Source organism: Anoxybacillus amylolyticus (assembly GCF_001634285.1).
Lineage (GTDB): Bacteria > Bacillota > Bacilli > Bacillales > Anoxybacillaceae > Anoxybacteroides > Anoxybacteroides amylolyticum.
This window is the reverse complement of sequence record NZ_CP015438.1, coordinates 2,437,585-2,455,018: the sequence shown is the minus strand read 5'-3', so window position 1 is coordinate 2,455,018 and position 17,434 is coordinate 2,437,585. Positions and strand designations below refer to the sequence as shown.

The window sequence follows — 17,434 nt, the reverse complement described above, 5'->3', positions numbered from 1 at the left end:
CATTTATATAGTGCACTTTTTACGGCTACGAGAAATAAGTTTTGTTCATTGCTCAGGGCGTTTATATGTACTAAAATGAAATTATATCACTTTTTTTAAAATTCAAAAGTAAACGCTTTCTTGTGAGTACGTAAGGCACAAAGGGGAGGGATTGTTGGTGACGGATATTTCCACAATGAAAAATAGGGCGTTTCCGGTTCCAACTTATGAGGAATGGAAACAAGAAGTTGAGAAGTCTTTAAAAGGAAAGCCCATTGAAAAGCTATATTCGATGACATATGAGCAATTGCAGCTCAAGCCGATTTACACAAGGCACGATCTGCAATCGCTTTCAATTGAACAATACCCTGGGTTTAGCGGGTATGTGCGCGGAACGGAACCGGACGGATATGTCCAAAAGCCTTGGGCGGTCAGCCAAGAACTATCTGCGTCAAGCCCGCAAGAATGGAACGAAATTGCAAAACACGACATCGCGAGAGGACAGACGGAAATCCATTTTGTACTCGACCGTCTCGGCTTTTCCGTGACAACGCTTGAAGATGTAGAAACGATGTTTTCTGGCATTCCGCTTGAACGCTATTCGCTTCGCGTCGATGCGGGGGCAAGTTCTTTGCCGTTTTTAGCGCTGTTTACTGCTTATTTGCAGAAGGAGCAACTACCAGTCGATGCGCTGCGCGGCACGGTTGGGATGGATCCGCTCGCTTTGCTTGTACAAAACGGCGAGCTTCCGGCATCACTAGAGAATCTATACGACGTGATGGCAGATGTGACGAAGTGGGCGAGAGAACATATGCCGAACGTCAGAACGATCATCGTTCACGGCGAGCCGTACCATCACGGCGGAGCGAATGCGGTGCAAGAATTGGCGTTTGCCTTTGCGACAGCGGTTGAATATATGAATGAATCTCTCCAGCGCGGGTTGTCGGTTGATGAGGCAGCAACGCGCATCAGCTTTTCGTTTGCGATTGGCGCGAATTTCTTTATGGAGATTGCGAAGCTTCGCGCCGCACGCCTCATTTGGGCGAATATTATCGAAGCGTTCGGCGGCAGCGAAGAGGCGAAAAAGCTGAACGTTCACGCGCGCACGTCTTATTTTACCAAAACGGTGTATGACCCGTATGTGAACATGTTGCGCGCGACCGGCGAAGCGTTTGCCGCAGTCGTCGGCGGCGCGGACAGCTTGCACGTTTCGCCGTTTGATGAAGCGATTCAGCCAGCGGACGAGTTTTCAAGACGAATCGCCCGCAATACGCAGCTCATTTTGCGCGAAGAAGCGCATATGGGCAAAGTGATTGATCCGGCTGGGGGCTCCTACTATGTAGAAACATTGACGGCGCAAGTGGCTGAGCAAGCGTGGCAGCTATTCCAGCAAATTGATGCGAAGGGCGGCATGGCAAAAGCGCTCGAGGAAGGATTTGTGCAAGCGGAAGTAGAGAAAGTGGCGAAACAACGCGAGCATCATGTGAAAACGCGCAAAGAAAAAATCGTGGGCACGAACTTTTATGCGAATGTAGCCGAAACGTCCGTGAAGCGGACAAATGGGATTGCGCGCACGTCTAGCGAGCAATCGCTCGACGAGGAGCGAATCGCCGAGCTTAAAGCGGGGTTCAGCGAGAAAAAATGGCTCGAAACGGCTTTATATGCGGCAGCGAATCGAGCAACCGCTCAAGAAATAATGGAAGCAATGAAAGGAAACGATTCTTCCATCGCTGTTCAATCAATTCGGCAATGGCGCCTTGCTGCGCCGTTTGAACAGTTGCGGCAAGCGGCGGAAGTCTGCCTTGAAAAGACGGGACGCCGTCCGACTGTGGCGCTCATCAACCTCGGAACGATTCCGAACCATAAAGCAAGAGCCGATTTCATTACTGGATTTTTTGAAGCGGGCGGTTTTGCTGTTGTGAAAAATGACGGATCCATGTCGACGGAAGAAGCGGTTGCAGGAGCGCTGGCGCTAGGAGAGTCGCATTATGTCGTATGCGGCACAGACGAAAGCTATGTTGATGCCGTTCCGACGATTGCCGCTGAGCTGAAAAAAGCGGCTCCGCATGTAAAGTTGTACGTCGCAGGAAAGCAAGAGCCGCATGTGGAAGAAACGTTTGTTCAAGCGGGAGTGGACGGGTTTATTCATATCGGTTCCAACTGTTACGAAACGCTTGTCACGGTTATGAACGAGATGGGGGTGGCTCTTGATGAGTAAAAAGGTCGACTTTACGAACGTTTCGCTACACATACTGGGCGCGCAAACGAGCGAACAAGAATGGAAGCAGGCGATTGAGCAAAAGTTGCAGTCGTCGCTTGACGATTTGCTGTTTCAAACGAACGAACAAATTGCGGTGAAGCCGCTTTATACAAACAAGGACATGGAAGGGTTGGATTTCTTAGATTACATGCCAGGCATTCCACCATATTTGCGCGGACCGTATCCATCGATGTACATCAACCGTCCATGGACGATTCGCCAATATGCAGGCTTTTCGACGGCAGAAGAAAGCAACGCTTTTTACCGCCGCAATTTAGCAATGGGGCAAAAAGGCCTGTCGGTTGCGTTTGACCTTGCGACGCATCGTGGCTATGATTCCGATCATCCGCGTGTCGTCGGCGATGTCGGAAAAGCAGGGGTAGCAATCGATTCGATTTTAGATATGAAAATTTTGTTTGACGGCATTCCGCTTGACCAAATGTCGGTATCGATGACAATGAACGGTGCCGTACTACCGATTATGGCGTTTTATATCGTGACGGCGGAAGAACAAGGCGTCACGCAAGATAAGCTATCGGGGACGATTCAAAACGACATTTTAAAAGAGTATATGGTGCGCAATACGTACATTTACCCACCAGAAACGTCGATGCGCATTATCGCCGACATTTTTGCCTATACCGCAAAATATATGCCGAGATTTAACAGCATTAGCATTTCTGGCTACCATATGCAGGAAGCAGGTGCGCCAGCGGATATTGAACTTGCATATACGCTTGCGGACGGGCTCGAATATGTGCGCACAGGTTTAAAAGCAGGAATTGATATCGATTCGTTCGCACCGCGTTTGTCGTTTTTCTGGGCGATTGGCATGAACTATTTTATGGAAGTGGCAAAAATGCGTGCGGCGCGCGTGATTTGGGCGAAAATGATGAAAACATTTAACCCGAGAAATCCGAAGTCGTTAGCACTGCGAACACATTCGCAAACATCGGGCTGGAGTTTAACCGAACAAGACCCGTTCAACAATGTGGTTCGCACGTTGATTGAAGCACACGCAGCGGCGATGGGGCATACGCAGTCGCTCCATACGAACGCGCTTGATGAAGCAATTGCCCTACCGACTGATTTTTCGGCGCGCATCGCTCGCAATACACAGCTTTATTTGCAAGAAGAAACAGGTATTTGCCGCGTCATTGATCCTTGGGCAGGTTCGTATTACGTTGAAACGTTGACGAACGAACTCATGAAGCGTGCGTGGAAGCATATTGAAGAAGTTGAAAACTTAGGTGGGATGGCGAAAGCGATTGACACAGGGCTTCCAAAAATGCGCATTGAAGAAGCAGCGGCAAGACGGCAGGCAAAAATTGATTCTGGGGCGGAAACGATTATTGGCGTGAACAAATACCGTCCGGAAAAAGAAGTACCGATTGACATTTTAGAAGTTGATAATACGGCTGTTAGAGAGCGGCAAATCGAAAAACTAAAACAATTGCGAGCTTCTCGCGACGAAGAGCGTGTCCAGCGCGCGTTAGATGCGATTACAAAAGCGACGGAAACAGGCGAAGGAAATTTGTTGGAATTGGCGGTAGAAGCTGCTCGTGCACGTGCGACGTTAGGTGAAATTTCGTATGCAATTGAAAAAGTAGCGAAGCGCCATAAAGCCGTCATCCGCTCGATTAGCGGTGTTTACAGCGCGGAATTTACGAACGAAGAAGAAATTGCGCGCGTGAAAAAAATGACGGACGAGTTTTATGAACTCGAAGGGCGTAGACCGCGCATTATGATCGCTAAAATGGGGCAAGACGGGCACGACCGCGGCGCGAAAGTCATTGCGACCGCATTTGCCGATTTAGGTTTTGACGTCGATATCGGACCGCTTTTTCAAACGCCAGAAGAAACGGCGCGGCAAGCGGTTGAAAACGATGTACACGTCGTCGGTATGAGTTCGCTTGCGGCAGGGCATAAAACGTTGTTGCCGCAGCTTGTTGAAGAATTGCGCAAATTAGGGCGCGAAGACATTTTAGTCGTCGTCGGGGGCGTCATTCCGCCGCAAGATTATGAGTTTTTATACGAACATGGCGCTGCCGCCATTTTCGGTCCAGGGACGATTATTCCGACTGCTGCTGAAAAAGTATTGCGGGAAATTTACAAGCGGCTCGGTTATGAGGAAGTGGAGCAATGAATGAACATACATCCCGACCAGAATGGGCGCCTAATGAGCGGGCGGATGAGTTTGCGACCGCGTACGTTAAAGGAAGCGAAATAGCGCCAAAAGCGTCTCCACGCTTTGTGAAGCGAAAAGAGCGTTCAGTCGCTGAGTATGTCGAAGGGGTACGTAACAATGACCGCACGATTTTAGCGCAAGCGATTACCCTTGTCGAAAGCAATGCGGCGAAACATATGGAAACGGCACAACAAATTTTAAATGAATTGCTCCCTTATGTCGGAAAATCGGTTCGCATCGGCATTACCGGTGTACCAGGGGCAGGGAAGAGTACGTTTATTGAAGCGTTCGGACAGTTTTTATGTGAACAAGGGCATCGGGTCGCGGTATTAGCCGTCGATCCGAGCAGCTCAATAACTGGCGGCAGCATTCTTGGCGATAAAACACGAATGGAAAACTTAGCCCGACATCCGCGCGCCTTTATCCGTCCGTCGCCATCGGGCGGAACGCTTGGCGGCGTGCATCGGAAAACGCGGGAAACGATGCTTTTATGCGAAGCGGCTGGCTATGACGTCATTTTAGTCGAAACGGTTGGAGTTGGACAAAGTGAGTTCGTTGTGCGCGGGATGGTTGATTTCTTTATGCTTTTGGCACTTACAGGAGCAGGCGATGAACTGCAAGGAATGAAAAAAGGAATTATGGAGCTTGTCGATGCGGTCGTCATTAATAAAGCGGACGGGGATAACAAACCAAAAGCGTTGGCGGCAAAAGAAGAATATAACCAATTTCTCCATTACTTGCGTCCGGCAACGCCAGGATGGGAAACGAAGGCGTATACGTGCTCAGCGCTTTACGGTGAAGGAATTGAGGACGTTTGGCGCGTCGTTGAAACGTTTGTCGCTGTAACGAAACAATCGGGCGTATTTGACACACGTCGCCGCCATCAACTAAAAGATTGGGTATATGCGATGATTAAAGACTATTTAGAAACAAGCTTTTTCGCCAATCCGCGTGTGAGAGAAAAATTGCCGATTATCGAAAACCACGTCATGTCGGGAACGAAAGCGGTCACACAAGCAGTGCAAGAACTCATTGCAGCATATGAGAGTAGGGAATAACGAAAAAATGTGGTACGATAGAAGGAAAGGAGGGATAATGTGTTTCAGTTTCAACTTTTTAACGACATCGTCGAACAGGCGCGCCGCGAGATCGTAGCGGCAGGCTATGAAGAGTTGCGCACACCCAAAGACGTCGATCAAGCGTTTGCGCGCAAAGGAACAACGTTAGTAATGATTAACTCTGTTTGTGGCTGCGCCGGCGGCATTGCGCGCCCTGCGGCAGCACATGCGATTCATTACGATAAGCGCCCCGATTATTTAGTAACGGTATTTGCTGGTCAAGACAAAGAAGCAACGGCAAGAGCAAGAGAATATTTTGACGGGCATCCACCGTCTTCGCCGTCGTTCGCGCTGCTAAAGGACGGAAAGCTTTGCACGATGATTCCGCGCCACGAAATCGAAGGGCATGAGCCGGTCGCTGTCATTCAAAAATTGCAAGCAGCGTTTGAGCAATATTGCGATGAGGTGTAAATAACTGAAGGATCTGTTTCTTTTCGAAAGAGCAGATCCTTTTATTTTTATAACGTGAAAATTATATTTAAAAAAGTAATTGCATAATTATTAACGAGTGTGTTATTATACAAATTGTTTCATTTATATTCATTTTGAAAAATGATTGCAATCATAAAAAACTTATCTCATAATATTATTAAAACTTTTTAAAATTTTTAGAGAAAAAAGGGGGATTCTTTTGTGAAAAAATGGGTTATGTTATTGGTATCTAGCATTTTATTAATTGGCTTGCTATCTGCGTGCGGTACATCGAAAGAAAAGACAGGAAAGCAAGCCAGTGAAGAAAAGAAAGTACTAAAAATGGGAACATCGGCTGACTATGCTCCGTTTGAGTATATAGACACAGCCAAAGGTGATGAAATTATAGGATTCGATGTTGATTTAGCGAAAATGATTGCCGACGAACTTGGCTACAAATTTGAAATCGTGGATATGGATTTTAGCGGGTTGATTCCGGCGCTGCAATCTGGAAAAGTAGATTTCGTGTTGGCTGGGATGACACCGACAAAAGAACGCAAGAAAAACGTCGATTTTTCTGATGTGTACTATGTTGCAAGAAATATGATTGTGACGAAAAAAGGAAGCGGTATTAAAACCGTTAAAGATTTAAAAGGGAAAACGGTCGGTGTACAAACGGGTTCGATTCAAGAAGGAGAAGCACAGAAGCTTTCGAAAACGATTCATATGAAGCTTGAAAGCCGCAACCGTATTCCAGAGCTCATCCAAGAAATTCAAGCTGGTCGCTTCGATGCAGCGATTATCGAGGACACGGTTGCAAAAGGTTATATTAAAAATAGCGGCGGAAAGTTAGAAGGAACAACGATTCCGACAAACGAAGAAGAAGCCGGTTCCGCGATCGCATTCCCGAAAGGAAGCAAGCTGACAGCGGAATTCAACAAAGTATTGAAGGAAAAAATGAAAAACGGTGAAGTGGACAAGCTGATCAAAAAATGGTTTGACCAACAATAATGTGAGGATGGCTCAAAACGCGTTTCGTACCGCGGCAAAACCGTGTGAGAGGCGCGTTGAGTCAGACTCTTTTTGATTATATGAGGGAAGGACGGTTTTTCGCGTGAATCTTAATTTCTCGCAAATCGTGCCATCGATACCGTACATCTTGCAAGGCATTACTGTCACTTTGAAAATCGTCGCATTCGCCGCCTTGTTAGGTTTTGTGCTTGGTATTATTTTGGCGTTGTTTAAGATTGGACGAATCAAGCTGTTGACGTGGCTTGCTGACGCGTATACGTCTGTGTTTCGCGGCACCCCGCTTGTCCTGCAGCTCATGATTATTTACTTCGGCTTGCCGCAAATCATCGGCTTTGAAATTGAGGCGTTTCCAGCTGCGGTTATTGCGTTTGGTTTAAACTCTGCTGCGTATATTTCTGAAATTATCCGCGCAGGAATTTTAGCGGTTGATAAAGGACAACGGGAAGCGGCAATGGCTCTTGGTGTTCCATATCGACGGATGATGCTAGATATTATTTTGCCACAGGCACTTAAAAACATTCTACCAGCATTAATGAATGAATTTATTACATTAACAAAGGAATCGGCTGTCGTCACTGTCATTGGAGCAACTGACATTATGCGGCGCGCCTATATTGTTGGTGGTCAAAAATACGCGTTTTTTGAGCCGTTGCTTGTCGCTGGATTGATTTATTATGTTTTAGTAATGATCCTCACGCTGCTTGGCAAAGCGGTTGAAGGGAGAATGAGAAAAAGTGATTAAAGTAGTCGATCTTCATAAATCATTTGGTAAGCTTGAGGTACTTAAAGGTATCACGACAACGATCGCACAAGGTGAAGTCGTTGCCATTATCGGTCCTTCAGGGTCGGGAAAATCAACATTTCTTCGTTGTATGAACTTACTGGAAGAGCCGACGAAAGGGAAGATTTGGATTGGTGGTCAAGAGATCACCGATCGCAAAACGGATATTATGAAAGTGCGACAAAATGTCGGGATGGTGTTTCAACATTTCCATTTATTCCCTCATATGACCGTGTTGGAAAATTTAATGTACGCTCCGATGAAAGTAAAAGGGGTAGCGAAACAAGAGGCGGAAGCAAAAGGGATGGAATTGTTGCGCAAAGTTGGTTTAGCGGAAAAAGCGAATGAATATCCTGGCCGATTGTCAGGTGGTCAAAAACAACGTGTTGCCATTGCTCGTGCGCTTGCGATGTCGCCTGAAGTAATGTTGTTTGATGAGCCGACCTCGGCGCTTGATCCGGAAATGGTGAAAGAAGTATTAGAAGTCATGAAATCTCTTGCTCATACAGGGATGACAATGGCGATTGTGACACATGAAATGGGATTTGCTCGAGAGGTGGCTGACCGAGTGCTCTTTTTAGATGGCGGACAACTTGTTGAAGATGCGCCGCCGAGTGAATTTTTTGCATCACCGAAAAGCAAACGGGCGCAGGAATTTCTTGAAAAAATGTTATAATAAAAAGGTGGTCGAAGATCACCTTTTTATTTTGTTTATAGTACAAGAAAAATAATTAGAACGATTGCATTAAAACACGAGTGTCGATTATTCATTATTGTATTCAAGGAAATGGATGACATCACGATTGTTCATTATCGATTATTTTACTAAAAACAAACAATTATATAGCTAAACACAAGCTTTTTTGCCTCTTCTCTCGAACAAGAACGCCGGCGGATAAATGTCATTTGTCCGCAAAGCGTTCATTGTTCGAGGAGGGCATGGTAATACTCCCAGCCGGCAAGCGAACCGCTTGCCGACTACGGCAGAAAAGCTAGGAATAAGGAGAAATCAACTGTTTTTTAATGGTTAATCAACATGCCTGGGATGACAAGGAGCTTATGTTATGTTGAAAATAGGATACCGTACAATAAAAACAGCCATCGGTGTGGCGATTTCGATAATTGTAGCACAGCATTTTGATCTTTCTAACTTCGCTTCGGCGGGAATTATTACGCTATTATGCATTCAGGTGACAAAAAAGAAATCGCTTGAAACGGCGTGGGCACGTTTTCTTGCTTGTCTTATTGCGATCGTTTTTTCTTTTGTATTTTTCGAAGGAATCGCTTACCATCCGATCATCGTCGGGTTGTTACTTCTTTTATTTATTCCGACAACTGTTCGCTTAAGATTGACAGACGGTATTGCAACAAGCTCGGTTGTTATTCTTCATTTTTATTCAGCAAAACGATTTACGTTCGACATGGTGATAAATGAAGTTTTCCTTATTACTATCGGTATCGGGGTTGCTTTGATTGTCAATATGTATATGCCAAGTGTCGAAAGCAAATTGAAAGAGCATCAGAGGATTGTGGAAGATTTATTTCGTATCATTTTCAAAGAAATCGTTAAATATTTGCGAACAAATGAAAGCAATTGGGATGGAAAAGAATTGATGCTCGTGGCTGATGTGTTACGCGAGGCCAAGGCTCTTGCATGGCGCAATGCAGAAAATCATTTTTGGCGCAATGAGGAAGGGTATTACCATTATTTCCGGATGCGCGAAAAGCAGTTTGAAATTATCGAGCGAGTATTGCCACTTGTCACTTCTTTTACATATACGGTTGAGCAGCGTATGGCGGTTGCCAATTTTATTGATGAACTTAGCGATGCGATCCACCCTGGAAATACAGCAGATCGCTTTCTTCGTCAGCTCCATGAAATGAAGAAACAAGCCGAGAGAATGCCGCTGCCGAAGACGCGAGAAGAGTTTGAAGAGAGGGCAGCGCTGTTGCACCTTGTGAAAGAATTGGAGCAGTATTTAATTATTAAAAGCCAATTTCATCCTTTATCATAAATGTGAATGCAGCTCTATCTTTTGCCTCACACTATAAAAAAGCAAAAGGTGGGGTTGGATGCGACTATTGATTTCATTATTACTACTTTTCCTTTCGTTTGGGACGACATCATCCGCTGCTTCGAAGCCATTAATTATCGTCAATAAAGCGATCAACAAGTTAGCTTTTGTGCAAAGTGAAAAGATTGAAGCCATTTATCCAGTGGCAACAGGGGTGACAACAGCGCTCACGCCCGAAGGGTTGTTTACCGTCAAGATTAAGGCGAAAAACCCGTATTATCGGAAGAAAAATATTCCTGGCGGCGTGCCAAGCAATCCGCTTGGCACGAGATGGATCGGTTTTGATGCAAACGATACGGATGGAAGAACTTACGGCATTCATGGAACCAATAATCCGCAGTCGATCGGAAAGTACATTACGCAAGGATGTGTACGAATGTATAACCGAGACGTTGAAAAGCTATACGACCAAGTGCCAATAGGAGCAAAAGTGTGGATCGTCCGAAGTAGCGAATCGTTTGAGTCGCTCGTGAAGCGACAAGGGGCAATGCAGTAGGGTTTATGAGAGCGAAATTCGTAGGAATCTCCCACTTCTAAGGGAAAGTGGGAGTAGTTCAATGTAAAAACAAAAAAGGCGACGGTTGTTTGTCGCTCTAAAACCACATTCTAATTCCTGTGAGAACAGTCGTTAGCAACATGGAACCGAGCATTAAGTACACGACAATTTTTTGTGTTGTTTTGCGGGACATATTTGTTCCTCCCTATAAAAACATATTGCCATGTAACATTGTATCGTTATTTTTTGGAGCGAACAAGCAAAAAATGTGTTTTTTCGAAAGTCGATTGGCAGGATTTTTTGTCGAAAGGTCGAAAACACATAATGTTTCAAAAATATTCACAGCAAAGGGGGATGGACGAATGAACATAAAGAAGGTAGATCATATTGGCATCGCTGTTTCGTCTATCGAGAAAGCGCTGCCATTCTACGTAGATATATTGCAGCTCGAGCTGCTCGGCCTAGAAGAAGTCGAATCAGAAAAAGTAAAAGTTGCGTTTTTGAAAGTGGGGGACGTAAAGCTCGAGCTGCTTGAGCCGACGTCACCAGATAGTGCAGTGGCGGCGTTTATCGCGAAACGAGGGGAAGGCATTCACCATGTGGCGCTTGGCGTGGATGATATTCAAGCGCGCATTGACGAATTGAAAGCAAATGGAATCCGCATGATTCATGAAGCGCCAAAAACGGGCGCTGGTGGTGCACTCGTTGCATTTATGCATCCGAAATCTGCATATGGGGTGTTATATGAGCTATGTGAAAGAACGGACAAAGGGGTGCATCACGAATGATGGATATGTATGAAAAAATTAATGAACTATACGACCGCCGCCGGGAAATTGAGCTAGGTGGCGGCGACGATAAAATTGAAAAGCAGCACGCAAAAGGCAAGCTTACCGCGCGCGAACGCATTGACCTTTTACTAGACGAAGGAACGTTTGTCGAGTTAAATCCGTTTATTGAACACCGTTGCACCGATTTTGGTTTAGAAGGAAAAAAGGGACCGGGCGATGGTGTTGTGACTGGATACGGCAAAATTGATGGACGCACCGTCTTTGTCTTTTCGCAAGATTTTACGGTGTTTGGCGGCGCATTAGGGGAAATGCATGCAAAGAAAATTGCTAATATTATGGATTTGGCGGCGAAAACAGGCGCGCCAGTGATCGGATTGAACGACTCTGGAGGCGCGCGCATTCAAGAAGGGGTATTGTCACTAGACGGATACGGACATATTTTTTACCGCAACTCGATCTATTCAGGCGTGATTCCGCAAATTTCGGTTATTATGGGACCGTGTGCTGGAGGCGCCGTGTATTCGCCAGCGATTACTGACTTTGTTTTTATGGTCGAAAAGACGAGCCAAATGTTTATTACCGGTCCAAAAGTAATCGAAACAGTAACAGGCGAGAAAATTAGTGCTGAGGATTTAGGGGGGGCGCGCGTTCATAATACGATTAGCGGAAACGCGCATTTTGCTGGGACGACAGAAGAGGAAGTGCTTGCGCAAGTGCGCCGATTGCTGAGTTATTTGCCAGCAAACTGCCAAGAAAAACCACCGGTCGTGCCTGTTACGAACGAGGATGACTATCGTCCAGATTTAGCAGATGTAATTCCGGTCGATGCGGTCAGGCCGTATGATGTGCGCAACGTTGTGCTGCAAGTCGTCGATGAAGGATCGTTTATGGAAGTGCAAAAAGATTTCGCGAAAAATATTGTCGTCGGTTTCGCCCGCATGAAAGGAGAAGTCGTCGGGCTTGTGTGCAACCAGCCGAAGTTTATGGCGGGCGGACTTGATATCGATTCGTCCGATAAAGCGGCCCGATTTATTCGTTTTTGTGACTCGTTCAATATCCCGATTATTACGTTTGAAGATGTGACGGGCTTTTTCCCTGGCGTCAAACAAGAGCATGGAGGCATCATCCGCCACGGGGCGAAAATTTTATATGCCTACTCGGAAGCGACCGTGCCGAAAATTACAGTGATTTTACGGAAAGCATACGGTGGAGCATATGTTGCGTTAAACAGTAAGTCGATTGGGGCAGATGTGGTGTATGCATGGCCGAACGCGGAAATCGCGGTAATGGGACCACAAGGAGCAGCTAACATTATTTTTGCGAGCGAAATCGAAAACAGTCCGAATCCAGAAGAAACAAGAGCGCAAAAAATTGAAGAATACCGCGACAAATTTGCCAATCCGTATGTGGCAGCGAAATACGGAATGGTTGATGACGTCATCGATCCGCGCGATACACGAATCAAACTCATTCAAGCATTGGACATGCTTCGCCATAAGCATGAAGAGCGGCCAAAGAAAAAACACGGCAATATTCCGCTGTAACGTTTTCCTCCGCATTTCGCGGAGGCTTTTTGCCTATGACAGATAGAGCGGAATCGTGTATACTTTTTTTGTATAGTATTTTTCGATACATATAGGGAGGCTATAGTGGCATGGTAAACGAACAGCGTTTAGTCGACGAATTTTTAGAGCTTGTGCAAATTGATTCGGAAACGAAAGATGAGGGGGAGATTGCGAAAGTATTGAAGCAAAAGTTTGCGGTGCTTGGATTGCATGTTGTGGAAGATGATACAACTGAAAAAACAGGTCATGGCGCGGGCAACTTAATTTGTACATTAGAGGCGACAAAAGAAGGAGTAGATCCGATTTATTTCACGTCGCATATGGATACGGTTGTTCCAGGGAAAGGGGTCAAACCGTCGATTCAAGATGGCTACATCATCACGGATGGTACGACGATTTTAGGAGCGGACGACAAAGCTGGCTTAGCCGCGATGTTCGAGGCGATTCGTGTGTTAAAAGAAAAACAAATCGCGCACGGTACGATTCAGTTTATTATTACTGTCGGAGAAGAGTCCGGGCTTGTCGGGGCGAAAGCGCTCGATCCATCGCTTATTCAGGCGAAATTTGGCTATGCGTTAGACAGCGACGGAAAAGTCGGCAACATCATCGTGGCGGCACCGACACAAGCAAAATTAAAGGTTGTCGTTCATGGAAAAACGGCCCATGCGGGCGTTGCGCCGGAGCGCGGCGTATCAGCAATTACAATTGCATCTAAAGCAATTGCGCAAATGCCGCTTGGTCGTATTGATGAGGAAACGACGGCAAACATCGGTCGTTTTGAAGGGGGAACGCAAACGAACATCGTTTGTGATCGTGTCGATATTTTAGCGGAAGCGCGCTCGCTTGTTCCGGAAAAAATGGAAGCGCAAGTCGCAAAAATGAAAGAAGCGTTTGAGCGAGTGGCAGAAGAAATGGGTGGTCGTGCGGATGTGCATGTAGAAGTCATGTATCCCGGGTTTAAATTCGGTGACGGCGATCATGTTGTCGAAGTGGCGAAACGGGCAGCTGCAAAAATTGGCCGTCCGTGCGAGCTTCTTCATAGCGGTGGGGGAAGCGACGCGAATGTCATTGCAGGCTTTGGCATTCCAACGGTCAATTTAGCGGTCGGATATGAAGAAATTCATACGACAAACGAGCGTATGCCAATTGAAGAATTAGTGAAAACAACAGAAATGGTTATCGCAATTATCGAAGAAGTGGCGAAATAATAAAGAATAGGGCATCCGTTCATAGGATGCTCTTCGTCTTTCCTAATGCTTATAGTATAATAAAAATATCGCAGTGGATGGGGAGAGAAGTGTTGTGAGTAAAGTAGTCGTATTTCAGCTTAAGGAAGAGCAATATGCCATTCCTGTAGAGTATGTCGTGTCGATTGAAAAAATGAGCGAGCCGACAGGAATTCCGCATATGCCGGAGTATGTCGTAGGGGTTGTTCGCATTCGCGGTGAGTTAGTACCGGTATTGGATACGACGCGCATTTTTTATCGTCGTCCATACGTTGTCACAGAGAGAACGCGGTTAGTTGTCGCTCACACAGAACTATTAACGGTGGCATTTATTGTCGATGAAGCGAAAGAAATTATCGACCTTCCAGAAGAGACGATCAAGCAAGTGAACTTATTGGCGTACCGAAACGCTCCGTATTTTACTGGGGTTGCTAATTTGCCCGATCGACTTATTACGTTGTTGGACCCAAATCGTTTATTTATTAGTTTAGAAGGCGCAATGGACTTGAAAAAACAGATGGAAGCCACTAAATAGTGGCTCTTTTTATGTTTACATGATGTGGATTCGTTGGTATCTTAAAGGATGAATAAACTTTTATTTTTCTTTTAATCTGTTTTTCATTTTCATGTATTATGTTGTTAAGTCAGGAGGGGGACATATGGGGACTGTTATTCATAAGATAAAAACATTTTTTCAATTACCTTATGTATGGTGGACGATAAGAATGTCATACTATTTACTTATACTGTTAGGGTTATTAATGATTTACGGATTTAAAATGACGAACTCTAGCGCGTTTATTTACAATGAGTTTTAAAAAGGGGGGGGTTTCATGGAATTATATACCCAAATAAAGAAATGGGCACAATGTGCCCCAGACCGCGTCGCCATTTCTTCCAATGGAAACGAGCTGACATATAGAGAACTTGAAACATATTCGAACGCACTTGCTGCTTTTATATGTGAAAAAATGAGCGGTAATGATGCCCCAATCATCGTTTACGGGCATATGGAGCCATTGATGCTCGTTTGCTTTTTAGCGGCAGTGAAATCAGGAAGGGCGTATATTCCGGTAGATACGAGCATTCCGGAAGAACGGGTGAAAAAAATTATGGACGATTCCGGAGCGGCGTTATTTTTAACGCCAGGAAGTGTACCGGAAACGTTGAAAAATTACAACCATGTCCTAATGCTTGAGGATAAGGAAATAAAAGAGGCAATTGCTTCCTATGAAGGACAGCAACCGCCTACCGATCAATTCGTTATCGGGGAACAAAACTTTTACATTATTTATACATCAGGCAGTACTGGAAATCCGAAAGGCGTGCAAATTAGCTATAACAATTTAGCAAGCTTCGTCGAATGGATGGTGTCCGATTTCGGGCTAAAAGAACAGCAACGGTTTTTGAACCAAGCGCCGTTTTCGTTTGATTTGTCGGTGATGGATGTATATCCATGCCTTTATTTAGGCGGAACGTTATGGACGATTTCAAAAGAGCTTATCGCCAATCCGAAGTGGTTGTTTGAATCATTGCAAGCATCGCGTATTCATGTATGGACGTCTACTCCTTCTTTTGCGGAAATGTGTTTAATGGATGAATGTTTTTCTGCGGAAATGTTGCCGTTTTTGGAAACCTTTTTGTTTTGTGGGGAGATGTTGCCGAATGAAACGGCGCGCAAATTAAAACAGCGGTTCCCCAATGCGGTTGTTTATAACACGTACGGACCGACAGAAGCAACGGTTGCTGTTACAAGCGTCGAGATTACGGAAGAAATTTTAAGCGAGTATCCGGCGCTTCCTGTTGGAGTCGCAAAGAAAGATGTGGGAATTTTTATCGTAGATGAAAATGGCAAGGAAGTAGAGGACGGAGAAAAAGGGGAAATTATTATTACTGGCAAAAGCGTTAGCAAAGGGTATTGGCGGAACGAAGAGCTGACAAACAAAGCGTTTTTCCGCTATAACAACCAACCAGCATATAAAACCGGCGATGTCGGCTATAAGAAAAACGGTTGGTTATTTTGCGCAGGAAGGCTTGATTTTCAAATTAAATTAAATGGATATCGAATGGAAATTGAAGAAATCGAGGCGCAATTGCGAAAGCTTTCGCTCGTTGAAAGCGCTGTTGTTGTACCCGTTTACAAAGAAAATAAATGTCAATACTTAACGGCTGTTCTCGTGCCGAAAAAGCATACGTTTGAAAAAGAATATCAATTAACTGCTTATTTAAAGAAAGAACTGCAACAGCTATTGCCAGCATATATGATTCCGAAAAAATTTGTTTACGTTTCCTCTTTGCCGATGACGAACAATGGAAAAGCAGATCGGAAAAAAATTGCAAATGAGGTCGGAGTATGATACCGTATTCGTCGTTTTCCTTTTTTATGATACTCGGTGTTTTGTTGATTCCTGTTGCTGTGCTCGGGTATAAAGGAAAAAGGAGCAACGTGTACAACTCATTTGTACACGTTGTCATTCTTCTTTTAGCGTTTGCATCTGAAATGAACCAACTCGTTTCGTTTATTGTGTATATTTTTTGGCAAGTGATCTTAGTTAATTGGTACGCTTTTTATCGAAAAGAAAAAAACGAAGCGGGTGTTTTTTATGCCGTTGTGTTTCTATCTCTCGTTCCTTTGCTTGTTACGAAATTGCTTCCAGTATGGAAGATGAGCAACATCGTCGGATTTTTAGGTATCTCTTATTTAACGTTTAAAACGGTGCAAATGATTATCGACATGCGGGACGGGGTACTGAAAACAGTGACAGTAAAAGAACAGTTGATGTTTCTGTTGTTTTCTCCAACGATTTCATCAGGACCGATCGATCGGTTTAAACGGTTCCAAAAAGATATGGAGACAATCCCGACCCGAGAAGAGTATCGTCTTCTTTTATACAAAGGAATCAACAAAATCTTTTTAGGATTTTTATATAAATTTATTATTGCTTACGTCATTAACGATCGGGTGATCGAAACGCCGTTTATACAAGGGCATACGCCGCTTTCTACATTCATTTATATGTATGCCTATAGCTTATATTTATTTTTCGATTTTGCTGGATATAGCGCGTTCGCCATTGGTGCAAGCTATATCATGGGAGTGAAAACGCCGGAAAACTTTAACCTTCCATTTTTAAGCAAAAATATGAAAGATTTTTGGAACAGATGGCATATGTCGCTGTCGTTTTGGTTTCGAGATTATGTGTACATGCGGTTTGTCTTTTGGATGATGAAGAAAAAATGGATCCAAAATCGCTATACCGTTTCGTCCATCGGATATTTTTTATTGTTTTTTCTTATGGGAGTATGGCATGGGCTTGAACTTCATTATGTCGCCTACGGGCTTTACCATGCGGCACTCATGATTGCTTACGATTATTTTGAACGGAAGAATAAACAGTGGAAGATTTGGAAGAAAAATAAAGTGACAGAAGTTTTATCGATCATCATCACGTTCCATGTTATCTGTTTTGGCTTTTTAATTTTTTCAGGTCGATTATTTTAATGGATGGAGG

General features: G+C 44.7%; 17 protein-coding genes. 16 read left to right on the top strand and 1 reads right to left on the bottom strand.

Annotated elements, in window-relative coordinates:
- Positions 1–157: 157 nt before the first annotated feature.
- The 9 genes from GFC30_RS12545 (at position 158) to GFC30_RS12505 (ending at position 10,340) form a co-directional block, all read left to right on the top strand.
- Positions 158–2,197 carry a methylmalonyl-CoA mutase family protein gene (locus tag GFC30_RS12545; protein ID WP_066327386.1) on the top strand — a complete coding sequence of 680 codons (2,040 nt, stop codon included), beginning with the start codon at positions 158–160 and terminating at the stop codon, positions 2,195–2,197.
- Positions 2,190–4,385 carry a methylmalonyl-CoA mutase gene (scpA, locus tag GFC30_RS12540; RefSeq protein WP_066326097.1) on the top strand — a complete coding sequence of 732 codons (2,196 nt, stop codon included), beginning with the start codon at positions 2,190–2,192 and terminating at the stop codon, positions 4,383–4,385. The genes GFC30_RS12545 and scpA overlap by 8 nt, the downstream gene beginning before the upstream one ends.
- The gene (gene meaB / locus GFC30_RS12535; protein WP_066326095.1) at positions 4,382–5,485 is read left to right on the top strand and encodes a methylmalonyl Co-A mutase-associated GTPase MeaB; all 1,104 of its coding nucleotides are present in this window, start codon (positions 4,382–4,384) and stop codon (positions 5,483–5,485) included. The genes scpA and meaB overlap by 4 nt, the downstream gene beginning before the upstream one ends.
- 39 nt (positions 5,486–5,524) lie before the next feature.
- Positions 5,525–5,956 carry a BrxA/BrxB family bacilliredoxin gene (locus GFC30_RS12530; RefSeq protein WP_066326093.1) on the top strand — a complete coding sequence of 144 codons (432 nt, stop codon included), beginning with the start codon at positions 5,525–5,527 and terminating at the stop codon, positions 5,954–5,956.
- A 237-nt stretch (positions 5,957–6,193) separates the two neighbouring features.
- Entirely contained in the window at positions 6,194–6,967 is a 774-nt protein-coding gene (locus GFC30_RS12525) for a transporter substrate-binding domain-containing protein (protein WP_409978522.1), read from the top strand.
- A gap of 103 nt (positions 6,968–7,070) precedes the next feature.
- Positions 7,071–7,730, top strand: a complete 660-nt coding sequence (locus tag GFC30_RS12520; protein ID WP_066326087.1) for an amino acid ABC transporter permease — start codon at positions 7,071–7,073, stop codon at positions 7,728–7,730.
- On the top strand, positions 7,723–8,445 hold the full coding sequence (locus GFC30_RS12515; protein ID WP_066326085.1) for an amino acid ABC transporter ATP-binding protein: 723 nt from the start codon (positions 7,723–7,725) through the stop codon (positions 8,443–8,445). The genes GFC30_RS12520 and GFC30_RS12515 overlap by 8 nt, the downstream gene beginning before the upstream one ends.
- A 388-nt stretch (positions 8,446–8,833) precedes the next feature.
- Complete coding sequence (locus GFC30_RS12510; RefSeq protein WP_066326084.1) at positions 8,834–9,784, top strand: aromatic acid exporter family protein; 951 nt, start codon at positions 8,834–8,836, stop codon at positions 9,782–9,784.
- A gap of 58 nt (positions 9,785–9,842) precedes the next feature.
- Positions 9,843–10,340, top strand: coding sequence for a L,D-transpeptidase (locus GFC30_RS12505; RefSeq protein ID WP_066326083.1), 498 nt, complete (start codon positions 9,843–9,845; stop codon positions 10,338–10,340).
- Between the two features lie 97 nt (positions 10,341–10,437).
- Here GFC30_RS12505 and prli42 read toward each other — a convergent pair whose 3' ends face one another.
- The gene (gene prli42 / locus GFC30_RS17815; protein ID WP_158512137.1) at positions 10,438–10,533 is read right to left on the bottom strand and encodes a stressosome-associated protein Prli42; all 96 of its coding nucleotides are present in this window, start codon (positions 10,531–10,533) and stop codon (positions 10,438–10,440) included.
- A 169-nt stretch (positions 10,534–10,702) separates the two neighbouring features.
- Between prli42 and mce the strand changes: the two genes are divergently transcribed.
- The 7 genes from mce to dltB all read left to right on the top strand — a co-directional run bounded on the left by mce (position 10,703) and on the right by dltB (position 17,424).
- Positions 10,703–11,128 (top strand): methylmalonyl-CoA epimerase, encoded by a 426-nt coding sequence (mce, locus tag GFC30_RS12500; protein ID WP_066326078.1) that lies wholly within the window; start codon positions 10,703–10,705, stop codon positions 11,126–11,128.
- Positions 11,125–12,675, top strand: coding sequence for an acyl-CoA carboxylase subunit beta (locus GFC30_RS12495; RefSeq protein WP_066326076.1), 1,551 nt, complete (start codon positions 11,125–11,127; stop codon positions 12,673–12,675). Before mce ends, GFC30_RS12495 begins: the two co-directional genes overlap by 4 nt.
- A 110-nt stretch (positions 12,676–12,785) precedes the next feature.
- The gene (locus GFC30_RS12490) at positions 12,786–13,904 is read left to right on the top strand and encodes a tripeptidase T (protein ID WP_066326074.1); all 1,119 of its coding nucleotides are present in this window, start codon (positions 12,786–12,788) and stop codon (positions 13,902–13,904) included.
- A 94-nt stretch (positions 13,905–13,998) separates the two neighbouring features.
- Complete coding sequence (locus tag GFC30_RS12485; RefSeq protein ID WP_066326073.1) at positions 13,999–14,457, top strand: chemotaxis protein CheW; 459 nt, start codon at positions 13,999–14,001, stop codon at positions 14,455–14,457.
- A 124-nt stretch (positions 14,458–14,581) separates the two neighbouring features.
- Entirely contained in the window at positions 14,582–14,740 is a 159-nt protein-coding gene (gene dltX / locus GFC30_RS12480; protein ID WP_148660403.1) for a teichoic acid D-Ala incorporation-associated protein DltX, read from the top strand.
- Positions 14,741–14,755: 15 nt separating this feature from the next.
- Positions 14,756–16,279: a D-alanine--poly(phosphoribitol) ligase subunit DltA gene (gene dltA / locus GFC30_RS12475; protein ID WP_066326067.1), complete on the top strand. Its 1,524-nt coding sequence runs from the start codon at positions 14,756–14,758 to the stop codon at positions 16,277–16,279.
- Positions 16,276–17,424, top strand: coding sequence for a D-alanyl-lipoteichoic acid biosynthesis protein DltB (gene dltB, locus GFC30_RS12470; RefSeq protein WP_066326065.1), 1,149 nt, complete (start codon positions 16,276–16,278; stop codon positions 17,422–17,424). Before dltA ends, dltB begins: the two co-directional genes overlap by 4 nt.
- Positions 17,425–17,434: the final 10 nt, after the last annotated feature.